Here is an 18,687-nt window from a genome sequence, read left to right on the forward strand (position 1 = left end):
TGCACGATGATTGAAATGCTTTCTTCAAAAGAAGTGAAAAGCTCTGTTTATTCGCTAGAATCAGCTATAAACATTTGCCCCACAGATGACGATAAATTATAGTACACATGATTTGACGAATTCTTAATGAATTCTTGTACGTGATAAAGTATAATAAATTTAATGAATATGGGACTTTTGGTGTGTGACCAATAACCCAGTGTGAGGGGGACATAGACAGTGAAAGCGGAAGTGATTAATCCTTTCCTGGAATCGGCACGGAACGTATTCGAACAGCTCATCCAGGTTTCGCCTTCCACCGGGAGTCTTGGCGTGAAAAATGTAGAGTACATTGCAGACCATGTCTGGATCGTGATCGGAATGACCGGACAACTTAGCGGAAACATTGTATTTGGAATCAATGAACAAGTTGCATTGAAAATTGTATCTGCGATGATGGGCGGTTTTGTCATTACAGAAATGGATGAAATGAGCAAAAGTGCGATTTCGGAACTGGGTAATATGATCAGTGGTAATGCCAGCACTATTCTGTCGAACCAGGGTGTTGTGGTCGATATTACACCTCCACAAGTGATGAAGTCCGAACATCTGACTACATTTAGTGCAACGAAAGCACTGAGCATTCCTTTGCTGATGGACGGCATTGGTGAGATGGATATTCAGGTCATGATCTCGTAGAATAGAGCCATACGCCTCAAGAGGCATATGTGTTCAATACGGGAGGACATCGGGTATGCTGAAAGATCAGGTAGTGTTTATTACAGGTGCATCGAGTGGTATCGGTGCGCTGTGTGCGCAGATGCTGATAGAAGAAGGAGCCATCCCGATTCTGGCTGCCCGTTCGCGGGACAAGCTGGAAGAGATTGGTGCCTCGCTGAAAGGGCCGCATGAATTACTCACGCTCGATGTTACGGATAGTGAGCAAGTTCAGGCAGCTGTGGAGGCGATATTGCATAAATACGGACGAATTGACATTTTGCTGAACAACGCAGGTTACGGGAAATTCGCAGCGATGACAGAGATGTCTGTACAGGAATTCGATGAGATGATGGACGTTAATTACATGGGCATTGTCCGTTGCACCAAAGCAGTGCTTCCACAAATGCTGGAACGGGGCAAAGGTCAGATTGTGAACGTGGCCTCCATGGCTGGCAAAATCGGTACAGCCAAATCCGCTTCCTATACAGCTACGAAACATGCTGTACTCGGATTTAGTAATGCGCTGCGTCAAGAGCTTCGCAAGACTGGCGTTATGGTGACAACGATTAATCCTGGTCCGATTGATACACCTTTTTTCCATCGGGCGGACCCATCTGGCAATTATGTGAATAATGTACGCTGGATGATGTTGAAACCGGAGGACGTTGCGGGTCATATGATTCGGGCGATGAAAAAGCGCAAGGAAGAAGTGAATCTGCCAAGACTTGCTTCTGCTGGCATATGGCTGTACCAGCTATTTCCTCGTCTTGCAGATCGATTGTCGCACGGTGTAATGAATCAGAAGTAAATGTGATACGAGGCATCATATACGGGATGAGAGAAAGGCTCCGCCGAGGGGCTTTTCTTTTTTTTGGCGTGTTTACATACAATCCTGGAATAAGATTTGGTACACGGGCTTTTTTCGCATATAATGAAAGGTAATGTGATGACAGGCTTCGGTTATATCCGTACACATCAAAATGAATAATTTAAAAGGATGGACATACATGACGAATCAAACATTTGCTTCAATTGGCGTGGAACAGGATCTGGAGGCCGTTTTGGCGAAACATGGCATTAACGAACCTTCACCTGTACAGGCTCAGACCATACCGGTTATTTTGGAAGGCCGGGATGTTGTATCCAAATCCCAGACGGGAACAGGGAAAACGCTGGCATATCTCCTGCCAATGCTACAATCCATCAAAATGGATGTCAAAGGTACGCAGAAACTCGTTATTGCACCTACACAAGAGCTGGCGATGCAGATTGTACGTGAGGCACAGTGCTACGGGGAAGAACGCAAAATTGGTGTACTGGGTCTAATTGGTGGCGCGGCGGCAAAACGTCAGATCGAGAAGCTGCGTGAGCATCCACAATTGGTTGTGGGCACACCGGGACGTCTGAAGGAATTGATTACACTCAAAAAACTGAAAATGCACAATGTCTCTACAATTGTTATCGATGAAGCGGACCAAGTGTTCCAACTTGGCGGCGTAAGTGACGTAAACTTTGTACTCAAGAGCGCATTGCGGGACCGTCAGTTGATCTTCCTGTCCGCAACGATTGATGAGCATACGGCTGGACTCGCGAAGCGTGAGATGAAAGAGCCTGTTCAGATTGGCATCGAACCGGATCGCGCTACGGCTGCGGGCCTTGAGCATTATTATTTTGTAGAAGAAAATCGTAACAAAATCGACATGCTGCGTCGTCTGGTTAGACAGTACAATCCGGATCGCGCAATCGTATTTGTGAATGCAACCGAAGATATTGGTGAAGTGGAAGCAAAAATGAATCATCTGGGCTTGTCCGCTGCTGCACTATATGGGGATGCTGACAAAGTGACCCGAAGTAACGTATTGTCTGCCTTCCGTAATGGCAAACTGCAATTGCTGATCGCCAGCGAAGTTGCTGCCAGAGGACTGGATATCGAAGGATTGCCAATGGTCATTAACTATGATCCTGCCTTTGATTCGGAGCACTATGTTCACCGCGCAGGTCGTACAGGCCGAATGGGACGTTCGGGTATTGTACTCTCCATTGTGGATGAAACTCAGATTTTCATTATGCGCAAATTCGCTCGCGAGCTCGGAATCGAACTGTCAGAACGTGTACTCTTCGGCGGTAAAGTATTGGAGGCTGATCCGCGTCCGGATACGCGTCCTGAGGGACATTCGTTCTCCAGAAAACCAGGACAATCCAGAGATCGTAAACCAGGTCAGGGCAGCCGCAATGGCGGTACCCGAGCTACGATTTCCAATTCGCGTCCATCGGGCAGCAAACCTGCTGGCAATACAGGACGTACGGAGCGAGATCAGGATCGTAAAAACAAGGGAGCACCCAAGTGGAGTAAAGACAAAACGCCACGCTCCGAAGAATAGAATCTGACGAAAGGGGTGCAGGGATAGATGGAAAATGTTCAATCGCCTGTTCTGCAAATCAGCGGGCTAAGCGGAGGTTATAGTGCCAAACGGCCGGTCCTTCACGGCATCGATCTGGAAGTCGGACGTGGAGAGATGGTTGGACTAATCGGCTTAAACGGTGCTGGCAAAAGTACAACCATGAAACATATTCTCGGCTTGATGACACCTCAACAGGGTGAAGTACGAGTGATGGGTAAGAAGCGGGACGAGGATGCGCAGATCTACCAATCCGCCATGGCATTCGTACCGGAATCACCTGAACTGTATGATGAGATGACGGTGATGGAGCATCTGGAGTTTACGGCAAGAGCGTACAATGTGTCGGAAGCAGACTTCAAGCAACGTACGGAGAAACTGCTACAGCTGTTTCGTATGAATGAGAAAAGTACAAGTCTGTCGACTCACCTCTCCAAGGGGATGCGGCAAAAGGTCATGATCATGTGTGCATTTGTGGCAGGACCGCCACTGTACATCATTGATGAGCCTTTCCTGGGGCTGGACCCGCTGGGTATTCGCTCTTTGCTTGATTTTATGCTCGAGATGAAAGCTTCGGGATCATCCATCCTGCTCAGCTCACACATCCTGTCCACGATTGAAAATTACTGTGACCGTTTTATCGTTCTTCACCGTGGGCAGGTTATTGCTCAAGGTACGCTGAATGAATTGCGCTCCCAATTCGGGGAATCGGATGCCACGCTGGAGCATATGTTCTATTCCCTCGTACAAGGCAGGGATTGAGCATGGATCTCAAGCAGCTATGGAAGCAAAGACGCACAGGATTCTGGAACGAAATTCTTCCTTATCTGGGATATGTCATCCAGAGCGGTGTAGCTATGGTCTTTTTATTTCTTGTCATTGCGTTCTCTGCCTGGTATACATCGTTTGTTCAGAACATTCCCGCCGAATTTCCGATTCGCTGGATTGCATTGTTACTGCTCGCGCCACTGGTGATGTTCAGCAGTTATCGTACATATCTGCTTCCGGCAGATATTGTATTCCTGCGACCACAGGAATACCGGATGCAGGAATATTTGAAGAACAGCTTTGCTCGGGGCATCATTTATAAAAGTCTGGGTTTGCTGCTTGTGTTTGTTACGCTGTGGCCCCTCTATGTCAGAGCAGATCTGGATGCACGGCCATTTGGCTGGTTCATCGTATTCCTGCTGCTGTGGAAAGGGCTGTCCAGTTATGGAGCATGGCAAGAGCTAAGAATGGTTCAGGTTGGGGCATCCAGAGGATATCGTCTCTTGCGATGGGCACTGGCTGTTCTGGCGGTTGGTGCATGGCTATGGCAGCCACCTCAACGTAGCGTATGGTTCCTGCTGTTACTGGCTGTCGTCTACATCGTCGCTTTGCGTATACCAGTGAAACATCGGGTGGCATGGGAACGTTTGATTCAGGTGGAGCAGGGGCAGGCTGGCAGGGTGATGCGGACGCTCGGCTGGTTCGTGGATGTACCTTCATCCGGACAAAAAGTAAGTTCGCGTCGTTGGCTTAGCAAATGGGGGAGCGGTCTTCCCTGGAATGCGGGGAAAGCTTACCGTTATTTGATGACCAAAACGTTTATTCGAACCGAAGTGTTCTCCATCGTGTTACGCCTAGTTGTGCTGGGCATGTTACTATCCTGGTGGACAGCAGGCAGCTACTTTGGTGTCGGCGTGTATCTGTTCTTCCTGTTGCTTGCAGGTGTACAGCTTGGTGCACTGCGTCGCAGTCATAGTGAATCGTTCTGGATTATGATCTATCCGATCTCGGGAGAAAGTCGTCGTTCTCAGGTGTTGGGATTCATATTCCATCTACATGCGCTGACTGCGTTGCTCATGTGGCTGCCAATGCTGGCTGCTGGAGCGAGTGGACTGACGGTCACCGGGATAGCCCTTATTTTGGGCATACTGGTGATTGTGATCATGCGCCGTTCGCAAGGCAACAAGTGGTTGAAGGAAGAAGAAGACGAGTAAATGAGTGGTTGAACCTACGTACCTCTTGCCAGCCCGGATGGTGGTTTGAGTTGGACGGTGATCATTATTATTCAATCAACAAAGAAGGGTATTCCGGGCTGTGTCCCGGAATACCCTTCTTCATGTTGCGATCAGATCACTTGGTTCCCGCGCATGTGTGTATTGGTACTAACAGAGGAATGATTTCGTGATAATGACGAGCAAGATGAACAGAACGAGAATGGCACCTGTATTAGTAAATCCTCCGTAACCGCCGCATCCATAACCGCCTCTTGTATCTTCAACTCCAGACATGGTCATTCCCCTTTCAAGTGGTTGTTTGGCACGCCCTTGCGTACATCGTATACTATGTGCCTTGGGGGTGGGCTGATTGGGCCGATGCCCGGTAAAGCCAGAATTTCGAGCTTTTGGGCAGCTGTCCGGGTGTAGCAGTGATATCTGGCGAGTTGTAAAACACAAAAAGAACCAAAGAACCAAAAGAACCCTCTATATATTCGGAGACATGTAACGTCGTCCCGGCATACAGAGGGTTCTTATATCATTCAGGGTTCAGGTCTGTTTTAACTAAGTCGTCCGCAGATCCTGAACTCCACGATAGACGGTTTCATACAGATCTTCCAATCCGGATTCTTCAATACAGGAGAATGCGATGCGCAGATCCGCTTCACCAAGCGCGATTGTACCCACGCCGTATTTGTGAAGTAGGTGGCTCCGAAGTTCTTCAGCGCCAACTTCTTTCAGCTTCAGGCACATGAAGTAACCGGAGTTGAACGGATAATAATCCCAAGCATCATCATACTTTCCGCTATCGAGAATGGCCTTCACTTTATTGGCGCGGCCTTTCATAATCTCGAACTTCTCCTGTTTCTGTGCTTCAAACTCCGGTGCTTTGAGTGCATCCAATACAAAAGTCTGGGAAGGATGCGGGCCGCTGGAGATCGTTGCCCGGATAATACCGAGTGTTTTTTGTTCCAATGCATGCAGAACGGCTGCATCTTCATGGGCATACGTAATGAATCCAACGCGGAAGCCCCATACGAACTCTTCCTTGGTTGCACCATCCACTTTTACGGTCAACACACGTGGATGAATGTTGGCAAGCTTGCCAAACAGGGATTCATGAATGGAATCTTCGAAGAACAGCCCAAAGTACGCATCATCTGTTACAGCAACCACGTTCACGCCAGCTTCAGCTGCCTGACGAATCGTGTTTACAATGGCATCTGCTTCTTTGGCTCCAGGCGTATAACCCGTAGGGTTATTCGGGAAGTTGAGCAGCACGATGGCTTTACCTTTGTCCTTTTGATCAAGCAACGCCTGAAGCAGACCGTCACTGTTGAAGTTCAATTGATCATCGAACAGGGGATAATGAACCAACTGGCCATGACGACGGATGCCGAAGGTCAGCTCGTAATTTTCCCAGTTTTTATCCGGATATATGACAGCGTCCCCTTCATCGGTGAACAGGTCGGCTACGATACTTAGTCCATGGGTTAATGCATTGGTTACAATCGGATTGCCGAATGTTTTGCCTTCCAGGGAAGGCGTCTCCTTCAGCATCTTGTCTCTCCAGACGGTCCGCAATTCAGGTTTGCCTGCAGGTGGAGCGTAAGGATACAGATCCTTTGGCTGGAATGCAGACAGCTTCTCCTGAATAACCTGAAGATGCATCGGCACACCACCCTCCAGGGCGATACCAATCGTGGCATTATGGGTCTTGGCCAAGCTTGCTGCTTCAGCAGATTGACTCAAAATCCCCTCTTTTGGAAAATAAATTTCTTTGCCAAGCTGTGACAGCATGGAGTAGACGTGACTGCTGCCTGTCTGAATACTTTCGTTCAACTGTTCAGCCAGTGGATTCATTCTTTTCATCCTTCCAAGTCTTTGTGATTCAACTGCCTAACATTATATCACCTTGACATGCCCCCGTCACGGAAATTACGCAATATGACAGTTATATCACTTTACCGCGTTGTTGCAGAGGGTTTCGAGGTGGGAATTAGCTGAATTTATCATTGGATGAATCCTCTGAAAATGAAATTTATTGCTTATGAAATGGACAATATTTCCGCATCATCTCAGCGGTTTCAGCATCTCGTCCCTCATTGCGCTGTTCCAGTTCACCCTGTATATGATCCAAGCGTTCAATGGACCAATTTTGTCCAAATTTAAATTTGGCAGTGACTCGTTCGGGGATGATTCTTACAACGGCTACAGCTTTGAGGTTGCCTGTGTAACGCGGGTCAGTAGCATCAATCGGTACATATCCGCCTTGCGGCTGGAGTTTTTCCATGAATCGTTGCAGTACCTTAGCCTTAATGTCCAGATCCTTAACCGGTTCTGCCTGACCGAAGGCCATGACACTTTTGAAGAATGAAGTCGCCGGACAAGCAAGCTCGGGATCACTGAAATAGGAGGGGATTAGGGAGAACTCTTCAGCGACCGTGAAACTGACCGAGGAATCCTGTTTGATCTGTTTCATCTTCTCTCCAGCCAGACTGCCGTGGAAGTAAAAGCAACCGTCCATATAAACGAAATTCAGTGGCGTAACCCGTGGTTGTGCATCCGGACTGACCGTCCCCAGAAACCCGAAGGAGCACTGATCCAGAAATGCCGTAATTTCTTGTTCTTCATCTACTGTGAATTCTTTCCGTCTCACGTGTATTCCCCCATCAATGAAATGTATAATAGAACGCCATATCTTATGGATAACAATAGTTCATACATTGACAATGAAATAGATCCAATTTAGATTCACTTTAGTAGGCCAATTGGTCAGGATACATAATGAAGACGAATGAAGAGAGGTGCATGATGGAATTGTGGTTGCCGATGGATACCTATGAACGTCAGCATCGATACAAGTATGAGGCATTGTACCATGCGTTACGTGATGCCATACATGCAGGCACATTGGTGGGAGGCACAAGACTTCCTTCCACCCGTGAGTTGGCAAGGCAATATGAGATGTCACGTGGTTCGGTAGCTCAGGTATACGATATGCTGCTTGCGGATGGTTATGTCCATGCACATCGGGGAAGAGGTACCTTTGTAACCGAAACATTATCCACTCAGGAAAATGATAAACAGGAAGCCGTTCTCAGGCTGTCTCCATGGGGCGAGCGGGTACAGAGGTTGAATAAGCAACATGATGTCCTGCGGACTCCAATGTCTTCACCGAACCCGTCCGTCATTAATTTTCAAATGCAGCGCATGCCTGCCGAACATTTCCCGCTAGGGGAATGGAAGAGTGCGCTCGCTGCTGTTCATCGCAGTGGTTGGCGAGAATCGAGCGGTGCAGCCGGTGATCCGGAACTGCGTGAGGCCATCGCCTCCCATCTCAGATGGACACGTGGCATCCAGGCTGAAGCGTCTCAGATTGTATTGTTCAGTGGGTCAATGCAAGGCATAACCTTACTGTCTCAACTGCTGATTACGGAGAATGCAGCAGTTGTATTGGAGAATCCGGGTTATCCGGGTATCGCCCATGCCGTCAAGTCCTGTGGTGGGTACATCATCCCGGCAGATGTGGATACCGCAGGCATTATTCCGCAGCCTTGGGAGGCACAGACCTTATTCGTCACCCCTACCCGGCAGTTTCCAACAGGTGCCGTGCTGGGGTTGGACAGAAGACGTGCCTTGCTTGCGTGGGCCTCGAAGCGGAATGCGGTCATTATCGAAGATGATTATGACAGTGAATTCCGATGGGGCGGAAGACCGATTGAACCCCTCAAAGTGCTTGATCGTGAACAGCGTGTCATCTATGTCGGTTCATTCTCACAAACGATGGTTGCTTCGTTCCGACTTGGTTATGCTGTACTGCCACCTGGCCTGGTAGAACCTCTGCTTGCAGCCAAGACGCTGTATGAACCGGTACCTCCTGCGCTGTTGGAGCAGCGCGCACTGGCCAAATTTATGACCAGAGGAGGTTACCTGAGGCACTTGCGACGGTTAACCCGTTTATACGGGGAACGGCATGATTTTTTTGTCCGAGAGATGGAGCTACAGTTGCCGGAAGCATTCAAGATGCAGCTTGGTGATGCAGGACTGCATATCTACGCTACCTGGAGTGGCGATGCAGACAGTTATCAGCGGTTTAAAAAGCTCGCTCAGGAGGATGGCGTCCTGTTTCGTGATGCAGAGCGATATTGGCTGACTTCTGCTCATCCGGCGGTCTGTTTTGGGTTTGCACATCTGGAGAAAGAAGAGATGACAGAGGGAATCCGGCGAATGCGGATAGCCTGGGAGAAGTGCACATTTTCGTTTCGGTGAATTCCGCTGTATAATGGGATAAGACATTTCGCTCCGTTAGGAGCAGAGATCATATATGAGCAAGTTGGATTGAATGATGCTATACAAGTTGAACTAACCATTTATACGAAACGTAGAGGGCAGAAATAACCTGAAGAAGCGGAGCGTTCGCCTTTATCGCCAGATTTTCACCTTGTAAAAGTGAATCAAAAAAATCGGGGGATAACAGCGATCGGAAGGTTGTTCTGTCATCGCAGTGGCAAGTGTAAATATTCTTTAGTTCAACTTATATAGATGCTGAAATACATATGGCCTTGATTGAAGATGTGAGATTCAGATCAGAATGATGCCATATGCAGAGAGATTAACTATCAAGGGGGAGTGGCGACATGCTGCAGGCATCGCCGTCATCATTTGTTATTTTGCCCGCTGTCGCCAAAATTGTCTGTGAACCGGGCTGGAAGTGGCAGAAGCGGGAAAAACCGATGCAAAACTATGATTTATTTTATGTATGGAGTGGTGAAGGAACGCTTGTACTGAATGACCAGTCGTATGAAGTTGGCAAGGGGAGTTGTTTTTTATTCAGGCCAGGAGATCATCCTACTGCAACACATAATAAACAAAAACCGTTGGTACTTACGTATATTCACTTCGATGTGGACGGACCTGTGACTGATGTGCCTCAGTCTTATCGTGAGGTACAGGAAACGGTGGAATTTGAGCACTTGCTGGCACGTTATGTAAGACTGTTCTTATCGGATGTGTACGGACGTGATGAAGAGAGTCGATTGATTCTGAAGCAGTTGATGATTCATTTGCTGCGCGCCGATACGGAAGAACCTGTGGAGAAAAAGGTAAGCAACCAGTTGTCCGATGTTATCCAGGAGGTTGCCAATTATGTGCGTCAGCATCCAGGGATTACACATCGGGTGGAAGATCTGGCTGCCCGAGCGGGCTTATCGCCCCGGTACTTCTCGATCAAGTTCAAGGAACTGGTCGGATCATCGGTGCAATCTTATATTATCCGCATGCGTATTGAACGGGCAGAACATCTGCTGGTGCATACCGGCATGAATGTGACCGAAGTGGCAGATGCTCTGGGATACCGGGATATTTTCTTCTTCAGTCGTCAGTTCAAGCAGTATACAGGCAAAAGCCCGTCCGAGATCCGTTAAAATTCGGATGGGAAGAACATGACAACGTTTCAAGTCTGGAACGCAAGGGTAAATATCTAGCATTCCAGATGACCAAAAGGGGGGAACTTGTGATGAACGGAAAACGTCGGGTCCGCAACCGGGGATGCTCTACGAAGGGGTGCAATATTTTCCGGAACCGTCTGCGTCGCGTCAAACCGGCAGAAGACTTGCAAGATGTGTGGTTTTGAGGAGAACTCAGCAGACCAATAATGACGGAGCGAAGCTTCGTATTGCATGTATACATGGATCGATATGAAGACATAAAGAGGATGGCCCAATACCTGGTTACAGGTGCTGCGCCATCCTCTTTATTTGCGTATGGACCATTAATTCTTCGGTTTCAAACGTCCAAGCAATGCACCCATTTTGACCGAATCGCCTGGCTGTAAGCCTGGTTTTGGTTCAAATGTGCCACTCTGCGTGAGCAGAACAACAGTGGAACCGAATTCAAAATAGGCCAGATCATCGCCTTGTGCCCAGGTACTTGTGTCCGCGTTAGCATACTGTATGCTACTCACGTTCATTGCACCCACTTTGACAACCGCCACTTCACCGTAATCGTGTGCGATATACGTAATGAGCCGCTCGTTTCGACTAAGCACGGATTTCATATGGGTCAGCCCAAAGTCATTCACGGGATAAACTTTGCCCTTGATGTGTTCGCTCTCTATTTTGCGGCCGCTGACAGGTGCATGAATGCGGTGATAGTCGCGAGGGCTGAGATAGAGAACGAATCCGTATCCGTGCTTGTACTTCTCCAAATGGGGAGAATGGTTTAATAATTCAGCAAGTGTATAATTTTGTCCCTTAACATTCAGGAGTGTCCCTGCAGATATTGGACCGGCTGCCGTAATCTTGGCATCTACCGGGCTGATCAGTGCATGCTCTGAAAGTTCCAACGGGCGCATGCCCGGCTTTAACTTGCGGGTAAAGAAATCGTTCAGTGAACGGTATTCCTTCCAATCTTTCTCGGCCTCCTGAACAGGGATGTCGTAGGTCCGGACAAAATAAGGGATAAATGCCTTACTTCCCCGGCTTTTGGAGAAGGCTCCCACAGTCCGGGAGATCCATTTGCGCGAAGAAAGCTCGGTCATTAATCGCAACAGCGTTTTTGCCATGAATATCCCCCTTAGGGTTAATGCGAACTTCAAGGCCGGCAAGACCGGCCGTTCTGCATAATATTGACACAGAATGCACACGAAATCAATATGATCTCCTATCGTATGTCTGCGGTTGTCTTGGAATTCTCGAATTCTGTTCCAGCAGCAGACGACCATAAGCCATAGGATTGCTGTACGTTGTCTTCCAATGATCCGACATTCCCGCCTTGCGAAATCCATAACGCTGGTCGCGTCCATTACATTCAATAAAATAGATCTGGCCATTGCGCGTTATCCCGAGATCAAGGCCCAGATCAGCCAGATGTGGAAGACTGGCCGCTAATACACGGGCAATTCGGAGTGCAACGAATTCAATTCTGTGCTCCAGTCGGGCTAGGTCGAATTCGGATTCCACTGCCCCACCAAGAGCATCTGCAAGTTTCATGACTTTACCGCCTTGGGCGATGTTGGTGACAAACGTATGCACAGGAGCCGCTTTGGCAAACATGCCTGTAATTCCCCACAAGCCATCACCGCCACGCTGTACGGATACCCTCAGATCGACCGGTCTGCCCTCATAACGCACCAGAGGGATACGCTGTTCAATGAGGTAGGCATGACGAAAGATCCGCCTTAGGGTGGAGGAAGGAAGCTGTCCTTTGCTCAATCGGAAGGTTGCCCATCCTCTAATTGCAGCCTTCGTCTCACAGGTTAGTTTCCACTGTCCATCTCGTTCAAAGACACGCATAATACCATGACCGATGCTACCGCTGCATGGTTTGATGACCAGGTCATCATAATGTTCCATCATATAGGCCAGAGATTCTGGCGTAGCTTTAACGGCGTGGGGCAGGTGTTCTCTTAAGATGTGATCCTGATGAAGCATGTCATGAATATGATCTTTGCGGTACCGATTGCGAACGTTGAATACCTGAATGCCCTGCAACATCAGCTTGCTGATCTGATGCTGTTCCGTCCGTCGAAGCTGAAGTGAACGGTTATGAATGACGGAGGGCAATAACATGCGCTCGCGAACATATCTGCCTTCTTTTTTTACATAGGCTAAACATGTTTTTTGATCCGAATCAATATCTTCCAGCCGCAAAAAGCAGGGGGTTAATCCATAACTGGCCGCTGCCTGTTCATAATTCGCGAGTGATTCCTGACCGGTCCTTCCGGCCGGTATCCCCCGGTACATGCGTGAATCGAACATAATACCGATCGTTTCTTGGAGCATGACCGTTCCTCCTTCGATGTTATCGCGACCATGGATCGTCCATTCATGGAATGCCGGCCTGTCACCGCATGGCTCAGACATCGCGATAACGCAGACCGGTGTGTAAGTGCATCGCTATGCACGAGCGTTAGCTCAGGTCATGACTGAAAACTCCGAAGGAAGCAGGTTTGGCCGAATTTTCGTTCCAAGCAAGGGAAAGTGCCGCAGCACGGGGAGAAAAGACGGTGAACGATGTACTTCAGGAGTTCTCAGACACGACATAGACATAATATTCTATGACATGATTGGGACGGGGGCGTGGACAGCCGCCTTTCCTCTACCATCCTGACACGCCTATTTCCACGAAGTTCATCGAACCTTCCTGTCTTGATGCGCCTATACATTGGTGCTCTGGCATTCGCAAAAGTCATAAATGAAGTGGCAGATGCCCATATAGAAGCATATGATGCCGGAGATGAACGTTTGAGGAAGGAGCAAGCTGCATGAGTAAAAATGGCAAAAAGAAGGTTCCGACGCCGAAACTGCGGCATGTGAGCCCAAAATTCAAGGAATTGGAACTGACGGATCGCAGGGCAGATAAGATGAATTCAGGTTTCACTGTGAATAGGGAAGAGCGATTGAGTACGAATAAAAGGGATTCGAGAGCTGTTCAGGCCTCGGAAGAATTCCAATTGGAACAAACAGAGCTTCCTGCTACAACGAACGAGCTGGAAGAGCTGGAGAGCACAGCCAAAATCAACCCCGAACCTGTAGAGTCGGCTAGCAAGGAAGTGGAGGCGCAAGATGACTCCGAAAAGCAGCTTCAGGTTAGCAGCGTGGCTCCGCCCGCTCTGGTAGAAGAGCAGGACATTAACAAGCAGGACATCAACAATCAAGAGATCACAAACAGGGATCGGCTGCAGATCCTGAACCAGAACCAGATGCCGGGTCATACCGGACATTACATCTACACGGATGATTTGAGTGAATTTGCTGTTACGGAGAGCAAACTGGCTCCTTTCTCTGTGGATGCCTCCAAGCTGAAACCGGATGCGGTTGGCAGTGAAGCATTGCAGGATTATGCAGTGACCAGCATTCATATTGCAGACGGGGCCATTGTTTCCGCGAAACTTGCAGAAGCGTCGGTATCTGAGGAACACCTAATCGATGGTTCTGTATCTGGTCACAAAATACGAAATGCTTCCATCGCCGGTGAGAAAATCAGAGATGGCAGTATTACTTCTCAGAAGCTTGGCAATCAGGTCATCGATTCGACCAAAATTGCCGATGGTTCAATTGGCACAAGACATCTCAGCCGCATGCTGGTAACGGAAGAGTTAATCAAGAATCATGCCGTAACTGGAGACAAGATCGCGATTAGCGGCGTGGATACAAGGCACCTCACCGGAGGAGCAGTGCATACTTCCAAACTGGCTGATGATGCGGTAACTACATCCAAAATCCGTGAAGCTGCTGTCACAGGCAGCAAAATTGAAGAACTATCCATCGAGTCTCACCATATTCAGGCAGGTGCTGTCAAACAGACTCATCTGGCAGAAGGGGCTGTCGGCCGTTCACACCTATCGAGTGGCAGTATTGGAAGTGACCAGATTGAGGATGGGTCCATACAAACTAGACATTTGGCTGAGGGTTCACTAAGTGGAAGACATCTACTGGACGGTTCAATCGGTTCAAGCCAGATTCGTGCTCATGCCGTTGGCAAGGAACAGATTGGCAATGGAGAAGTGGGCAGTGAGCATTTGACGGAAGGTGCAGTAACCAGCAGCAAACTGGCAGACCAGTCTGTTGGAACAGCAAAATTGCTGGAGCAATCCATTACGGCTTCCAAGATCGCAGATCAAAGCATCATTTCTTCCAAAATTGCGGATGAAGCCGTACAGGGTAAACATCTTGCCAAAGGTTCCATTCGCGCGGAACATATTGCAAATCGGGGAATCACGCCAGTACATGTGGATAATTCCGCAATTCATTCCATTCATATTGCTAGTGGAAGCATCGAGGCAACTCATCTGTCGACAGGAAGTGTATCCGGAGATGCTCTCGCAGATGGCGTAGTATCTGAGCGGCATCTTGCAGAGTCCTCCGTAGGTACGTATGAATTGCAGGATGCTGCTGTTACAGATGTTAAGCTCGCGGATGGAAGTGTGACAACAGAAAAGCTTGGAACGGCATCGGTGAGCAGCAGAGTGCTTGCCCCGGGAAGTGTTAGTTCCTCGCATCTTGCGAACGGTGGAGTCACAGGTACACATCTCGCTCCAGGGAGCGTGGGTTCCGAGGCTCTGAGGCCGTATGCAGTGAAATCAGATCATCTGACAGAACATGCCGTAGGCGCACCTCATCTTCAACCAGGCAGTGTTGAAACAGATGCTATTGCACGGGCGGCGGTCACAACGGAAAAATTGGCTCCTGGCAGTATAACTTCAGCCCAGTTGGCTAGCGGGTCCATTTTTCCACCTCATCTAACTGATCATGCGGTTACCTCACCGAAGCTCTCACCAGAGAGTGTTGCCACAGATAAACTGGCGGATTTTGCAGTTACGTCAGCTAAACTGGCAGACGGGAGCGTGACTTCTTCCAAAATTATGGCAGAAAGTATTAACGCCAAACATATCCCAGCCGGAACGATTCGCGGATATCACCTGAAGCAGCATGCCGTTTCCCTGGAACATTTGTCGGAGGAAATACGCACACCGGAATTATTTGCTGATGGAAGTATTACGGGGAATAAACTTCGGCACGGGTCCGTAAGTGCGGACCATTTGGCAGCAGACTCGGTATCCGGGACAGAACTGCAACAGGGTGCTGTAGGTAGCGAGCACTTGCAGCCATCTGTAGTACAATCCGTGCATTTGGCTGAAGGCAGCGTGAAAGCTGAACATTTGGGAACTCAAGTAATAAGCTCACAGCATCTGAAGGCAGACATCATTCATGCGGAGCATATTGCTGAACAGGTGGTCACATCACATCACTTGGCACCTGGATCTGTCGAAACAGACCATCTGGCCCCTTTATCCATTACAGCGGCTCATCTTCAGCCAGGTTTGATCAGTGGTTTGCATCTCCAGGCAGAGTCGACAAGTGCTGTTCATCTGCAGCAAGGAGCTGTACATTCCCGTCATATTCAGGATGGTGAAATTCTTCCTCATCATATCCATGAACGCAGCATCGGAACGTCTCATCTGGAAGAAGAAGCGGTAAGCACGATTATTTTGCAGGATGAATCCGTAACACGCTCCAAACTAGCAAGCGGTAGTGTTGATGGCAGCAAATTAGCTGCAGGGGCAGTATCAGCTACTCACATTGCCAACGAAAGTGTGCAAAGCCGTCATATCCAAGAAGGAGCGATCCTTGCTGATCATATTCAAGAATGCAGTATTGGCTCAATTCATCTGGATGAGGAGTCCGTGAGTGAGTTTCATCTGCAAAATGGATCTGTCACGAGTGCCAAACTGGCGGACGGCAGTATAAATGGCAGCAAGTTACTCGAAGGTACGGTATCGGGGATGCATATTGCATCCGAAAGCGTGCAATCCGAGCATATTCAGGCAGACGCCATTCATGCTGGACACATTCAGGAACGAAGCATCGGCACAACCCATCTGGAAGAGGAAGCAGTAAGTGCCGTTCATCTGCAAAATGGGTCCGTCGTCAGTGCCAAACTGGCCGACAGCAGTGTAACCGGCAGCAAATTGCTCGAAGATGCGGTGTCGGGAATCCATATCGCATCTGAAAGTGTGCAATCCCGCCATATCCAGGAAGGAGCAATCCTGGCTGACCATATTCAGGAGCACAGCATCGGCATGTATCACTTGGAAGAGGAAGCGGTAAGTGCCATTCATCTGCAAAATGGATCTGTCACAAGTACCAAGTTGGCCGACGGCAGTGTAACGGGCAGCAAGCTGCTTGAAGGATCGGTATCGGATATCCACATGGCAGATGATAGTGTGCAATCCCGTCAGATTCAAGCAGGAGCCATTCATGCTGATCATATTCAAGAGCGGAGCATCGGCACGGCACATTTGGAAGAGGAAGCGGTAAGTGCTATTCATTTGCAAAATGGATCTGTCACGAGTGCCAAACTGGCGGATAACAGTATAACGGGAAGCAAGTTACTCGAAGGCACGGTATCGGGGATTCATATCGCATCGGACAGTGTACAATCCGGGCATATTCAGGCAGGAGCCATTCATGCTGATCATATTCAGGAGCGAAGCATCGGCACAACCCATCTGGAAGAGGAAGCGGTAAGTGCCGTTCATCTGCAAAATGGGTCGGTCACAAGTGCTAAATTGGCTGACGGCAGCATAAACGGCAGCAAATTGCTCGAAGATGCTGTATGCGGGAGCCATATCGCATCCGAAAGTGTGCAAACTCGCCATATCCAGGAAGGAGCAATCCTTGCTGATCATATTCAGGAGCATAGCATCGGTACGTCCCATATAGAGGAAGAAGCAATAAGTGCGGTTCATCTGCAAGATGGGTCCATTACGGGTGCCAAACTGACCGATGGCAGTGTAAGCAGCAGCAAATTGCTTGAAGATGCGGTGTCGGATGTCCACATTGCAAATGGAAGTATACAATCCCGTCATATCCAGGAGAGAGCCATACATGCTGACCATATTCAGGAGCGCAGCATTGGGATCTCTCACCTCAAAGCGGAATCGGTAAGTGCGATTCACCTGCACAATGGTTCCATAACAAGTGCCAAAATGGCGGACGGCAGTGTTAACGGTAATAAATTGCTTGAAGGTGCGGTATCGGCTATCCACTTGGCAGACAACAGTGTGCAATCTCGGCATATTCAGGATGGATCGATCCTTGCTGAACATATTCAAGAACGCAGCATTCGCACAACCCATCTGGAAGAGGAATCAGTAAGCGGGGTTCATCTGCAAAATGGGTCCGTCACAAGTGCCAAATTGGCTGATGGCAGTGTGAACGGCAGCAAGCTGAGTGATCAGAGTATTACTTCCAATCACTTGAATGCAGGGATTGTAGGTCCGGCGCATTTGAGCGAAGAGATATGGAATGCGATTCGTCAGTTCAGTGGAGAAACGCTGGAGCAACTGGCAGCGATCCGAAGACAAGAGGGATTAATTCAAACGGAGAGCGAAGCAGCAAAGCCTTTACAGCAGATCCTGGTCGATGGAGTGCCCGGTGCTGTTCTGGAAGAATCACAAATTCTCGAGACATCGAATCAGGAGCTGGAGCAACAGCAAGAGCTGGTATCCCAAACCGATCAGCCTGGCGAACCAGAGGCAGCTTTGTTCACGACAGAACAGGCAGATCAGACTCAGCAACTGCAGCTTGAACAGTTACAGGAGATCCCTGGAACGACAGAGTTTATATTAAGTGAACAATCGATTACACAAGAGCATCTGTGTAATGATGCCGTGGGCAGCAGCCAGTTGCAATCGGGGGCAGTTCAGGCCAAACATCTGGCCTTCCAACCCGTTCGCAGCGTAAGCAAGCAACCGGTTGTACAACAATTCGGCATGGAAGCTTTTGTACTGCCAGAGAGTGAAGGAAGCACAGAGGTAACCGTTGTTTTTGAAGAGTCATTTGCTTCAGAACATTATGTGATTGTGGGCATGAGCAATGATCGGGGATTCCAGATTTCCCTGCTCTCGCAAAGTGAGGACGAAGCGGTACTTGAAGTGTCACGTACGGCAGATTGCAAGCATACGTACGGGTTATTGTCATGGATTGCTGCGGGACCTTCGCAAGGATAGTGCAGGTTGTTGTATCCTTATTACACGAATGACAAAAGCGGTGTCCAGAGTTGTCCGGGACACCGCTTTTGGTTTGAACTAAGCTTAATCC

Annotated in this window: 13 protein-coding genes; 8 read left to right on the plus strand and 5 right to left on the minus strand. The window is 48.8% G+C overall.

The features are described from left to right. Positions 1-219: 219 nt before the first annotated feature. From MKY73_RS04300 to MKY73_RS04320, 5 genes are all read left to right on the plus strand, one after another. Entirely contained in the window at positions 220-678 is a 459-nt protein-coding gene (locus MKY73_RS04300) for a chemotaxis protein CheX (RefSeq protein WP_036605799.1), read from the plus strand. Between the two features lie 55 nt (positions 679-733). Then, on the plus strand, positions 734-1,507 hold the full coding sequence (locus tag MKY73_RS04305; protein ID WP_017692466.1) for an SDR family oxidoreductase: 774 nt from the start codon (positions 734-736) through the stop codon (positions 1,505-1,507). A gap of 199 nt (positions 1,508-1,706) precedes the next feature. Then, positions 1,707-3,080, plus strand: coding sequence for a DEAD/DEAH box helicase (locus tag MKY73_RS04310; protein WP_339305828.1), 1,374 nt, complete (start codon positions 1,707-1,709; stop codon positions 3,078-3,080). Positions 3,081-3,107: 27 nt separating this feature from the next. Then, a complete protein-coding gene (locus MKY73_RS04315; RefSeq protein ID WP_091020857.1) occupies positions 3,108-3,860 on the plus strand; it encodes an ABC transporter ATP-binding protein in 753 nt (250 codons plus the stop codon). 2 nt (positions 3,861-3,862) lie between these two features. Further along, positions 3,863-5,080 (plus strand): ABC transporter permease, encoded by a 1,218-nt coding sequence (locus MKY73_RS04320; protein WP_339305830.1) that lies wholly within the window; start codon positions 3,863-3,865, stop codon positions 5,078-5,080. 168 nt (positions 5,081-5,248) lie between these two features. Here MKY73_RS04320 and MKY73_RS04325 read toward each other — a convergent pair whose 3' ends face one another. From MKY73_RS04325 to MKY73_RS04335, 3 genes are all read right to left on the minus strand, one after another. Next, positions 5,249-5,374 carry a YjcZ family sporulation protein gene (locus MKY73_RS04325; protein ID WP_206759599.1) on the minus strand — a complete coding sequence of 42 codons (126 nt, stop codon included), beginning with the start codon at positions 5,372-5,374 and terminating at the stop codon, positions 5,249-5,251. Between the two features lie 270 nt (positions 5,375-5,644). Then, on the minus strand, positions 5,645-6,943 hold the full coding sequence (locus tag MKY73_RS04330; RefSeq protein WP_339237406.1) for an aminotransferase class I/II-fold pyridoxal phosphate-dependent enzyme: 1,299 nt from the start codon (positions 6,941-6,943) through the stop codon (positions 5,645-5,647). Between the two features lie 178 nt (positions 6,944-7,121). Next, positions 7,122-7,739, minus strand: a complete 618-nt coding sequence (locus MKY73_RS04335; RefSeq protein WP_339305833.1) for a pyridoxamine 5'-phosphate oxidase family protein — start codon at positions 7,737-7,739, stop codon at positions 7,122-7,124. 152 nt (positions 7,740-7,891) lie between these two features. Here MKY73_RS04335 and MKY73_RS04340 point away from each other — a divergent pair, with 152 nt between their 5' ends. Then, positions 7,892-9,352, plus strand: coding sequence for a PLP-dependent aminotransferase family protein (locus tag MKY73_RS04340; RefSeq protein ID WP_339305835.1), 1,461 nt, complete (start codon positions 7,892-7,894; stop codon positions 9,350-9,352). A gap of 368 nt (positions 9,353-9,720) precedes the next feature. Then, positions 9,721-10,506: an AraC family transcriptional regulator gene (locus tag MKY73_RS04345; protein WP_105601246.1), complete on the plus strand. Its 786-nt coding sequence runs from the start codon at positions 9,721-9,723 to the stop codon at positions 10,504-10,506. A gap of 347 nt (positions 10,507-10,853) precedes the next feature. Here MKY73_RS04345 and asd read toward each other — a convergent pair whose 3' ends face one another. Then, a complete protein-coding gene (asd, locus tag MKY73_RS04350; RefSeq protein ID WP_339237400.1) occupies positions 10,854-11,645 on the minus strand; it encodes an archaetidylserine decarboxylase in 792 nt (263 codons plus the stop codon). An 85-nt stretch (positions 11,646-11,730) separates the two neighbouring features. Next, positions 11,731-12,864 carry a YheC/YheD family protein gene (locus MKY73_RS04355; protein WP_339305836.1) on the minus strand — a complete coding sequence of 378 codons (1,134 nt, stop codon included), beginning with the start codon at positions 12,862-12,864 and terminating at the stop codon, positions 11,731-11,733. A 482-nt stretch (positions 12,865-13,346) separates the two neighbouring features. Between MKY73_RS04355 and MKY73_RS04360 the strand changes: the two genes are divergently transcribed. Beyond that, positions 13,347-18,596, plus strand: a complete 5,250-nt coding sequence (locus MKY73_RS04360; RefSeq protein ID WP_339305838.1) for a WIAG-tail domain — start codon at positions 13,347-13,349, stop codon at positions 18,594-18,596. Positions 18,597-18,687: the final 91 nt, after the last annotated feature.

The sequence above is a fragment of the Paenibacillus sp. FSL R5-0519 genome (genome assembly GCF_037974275.1).
In the GTDB taxonomy this organism is placed as follows: Bacteria; Bacillota; Bacilli; order Paenibacillales; family Paenibacillaceae; genus Paenibacillus.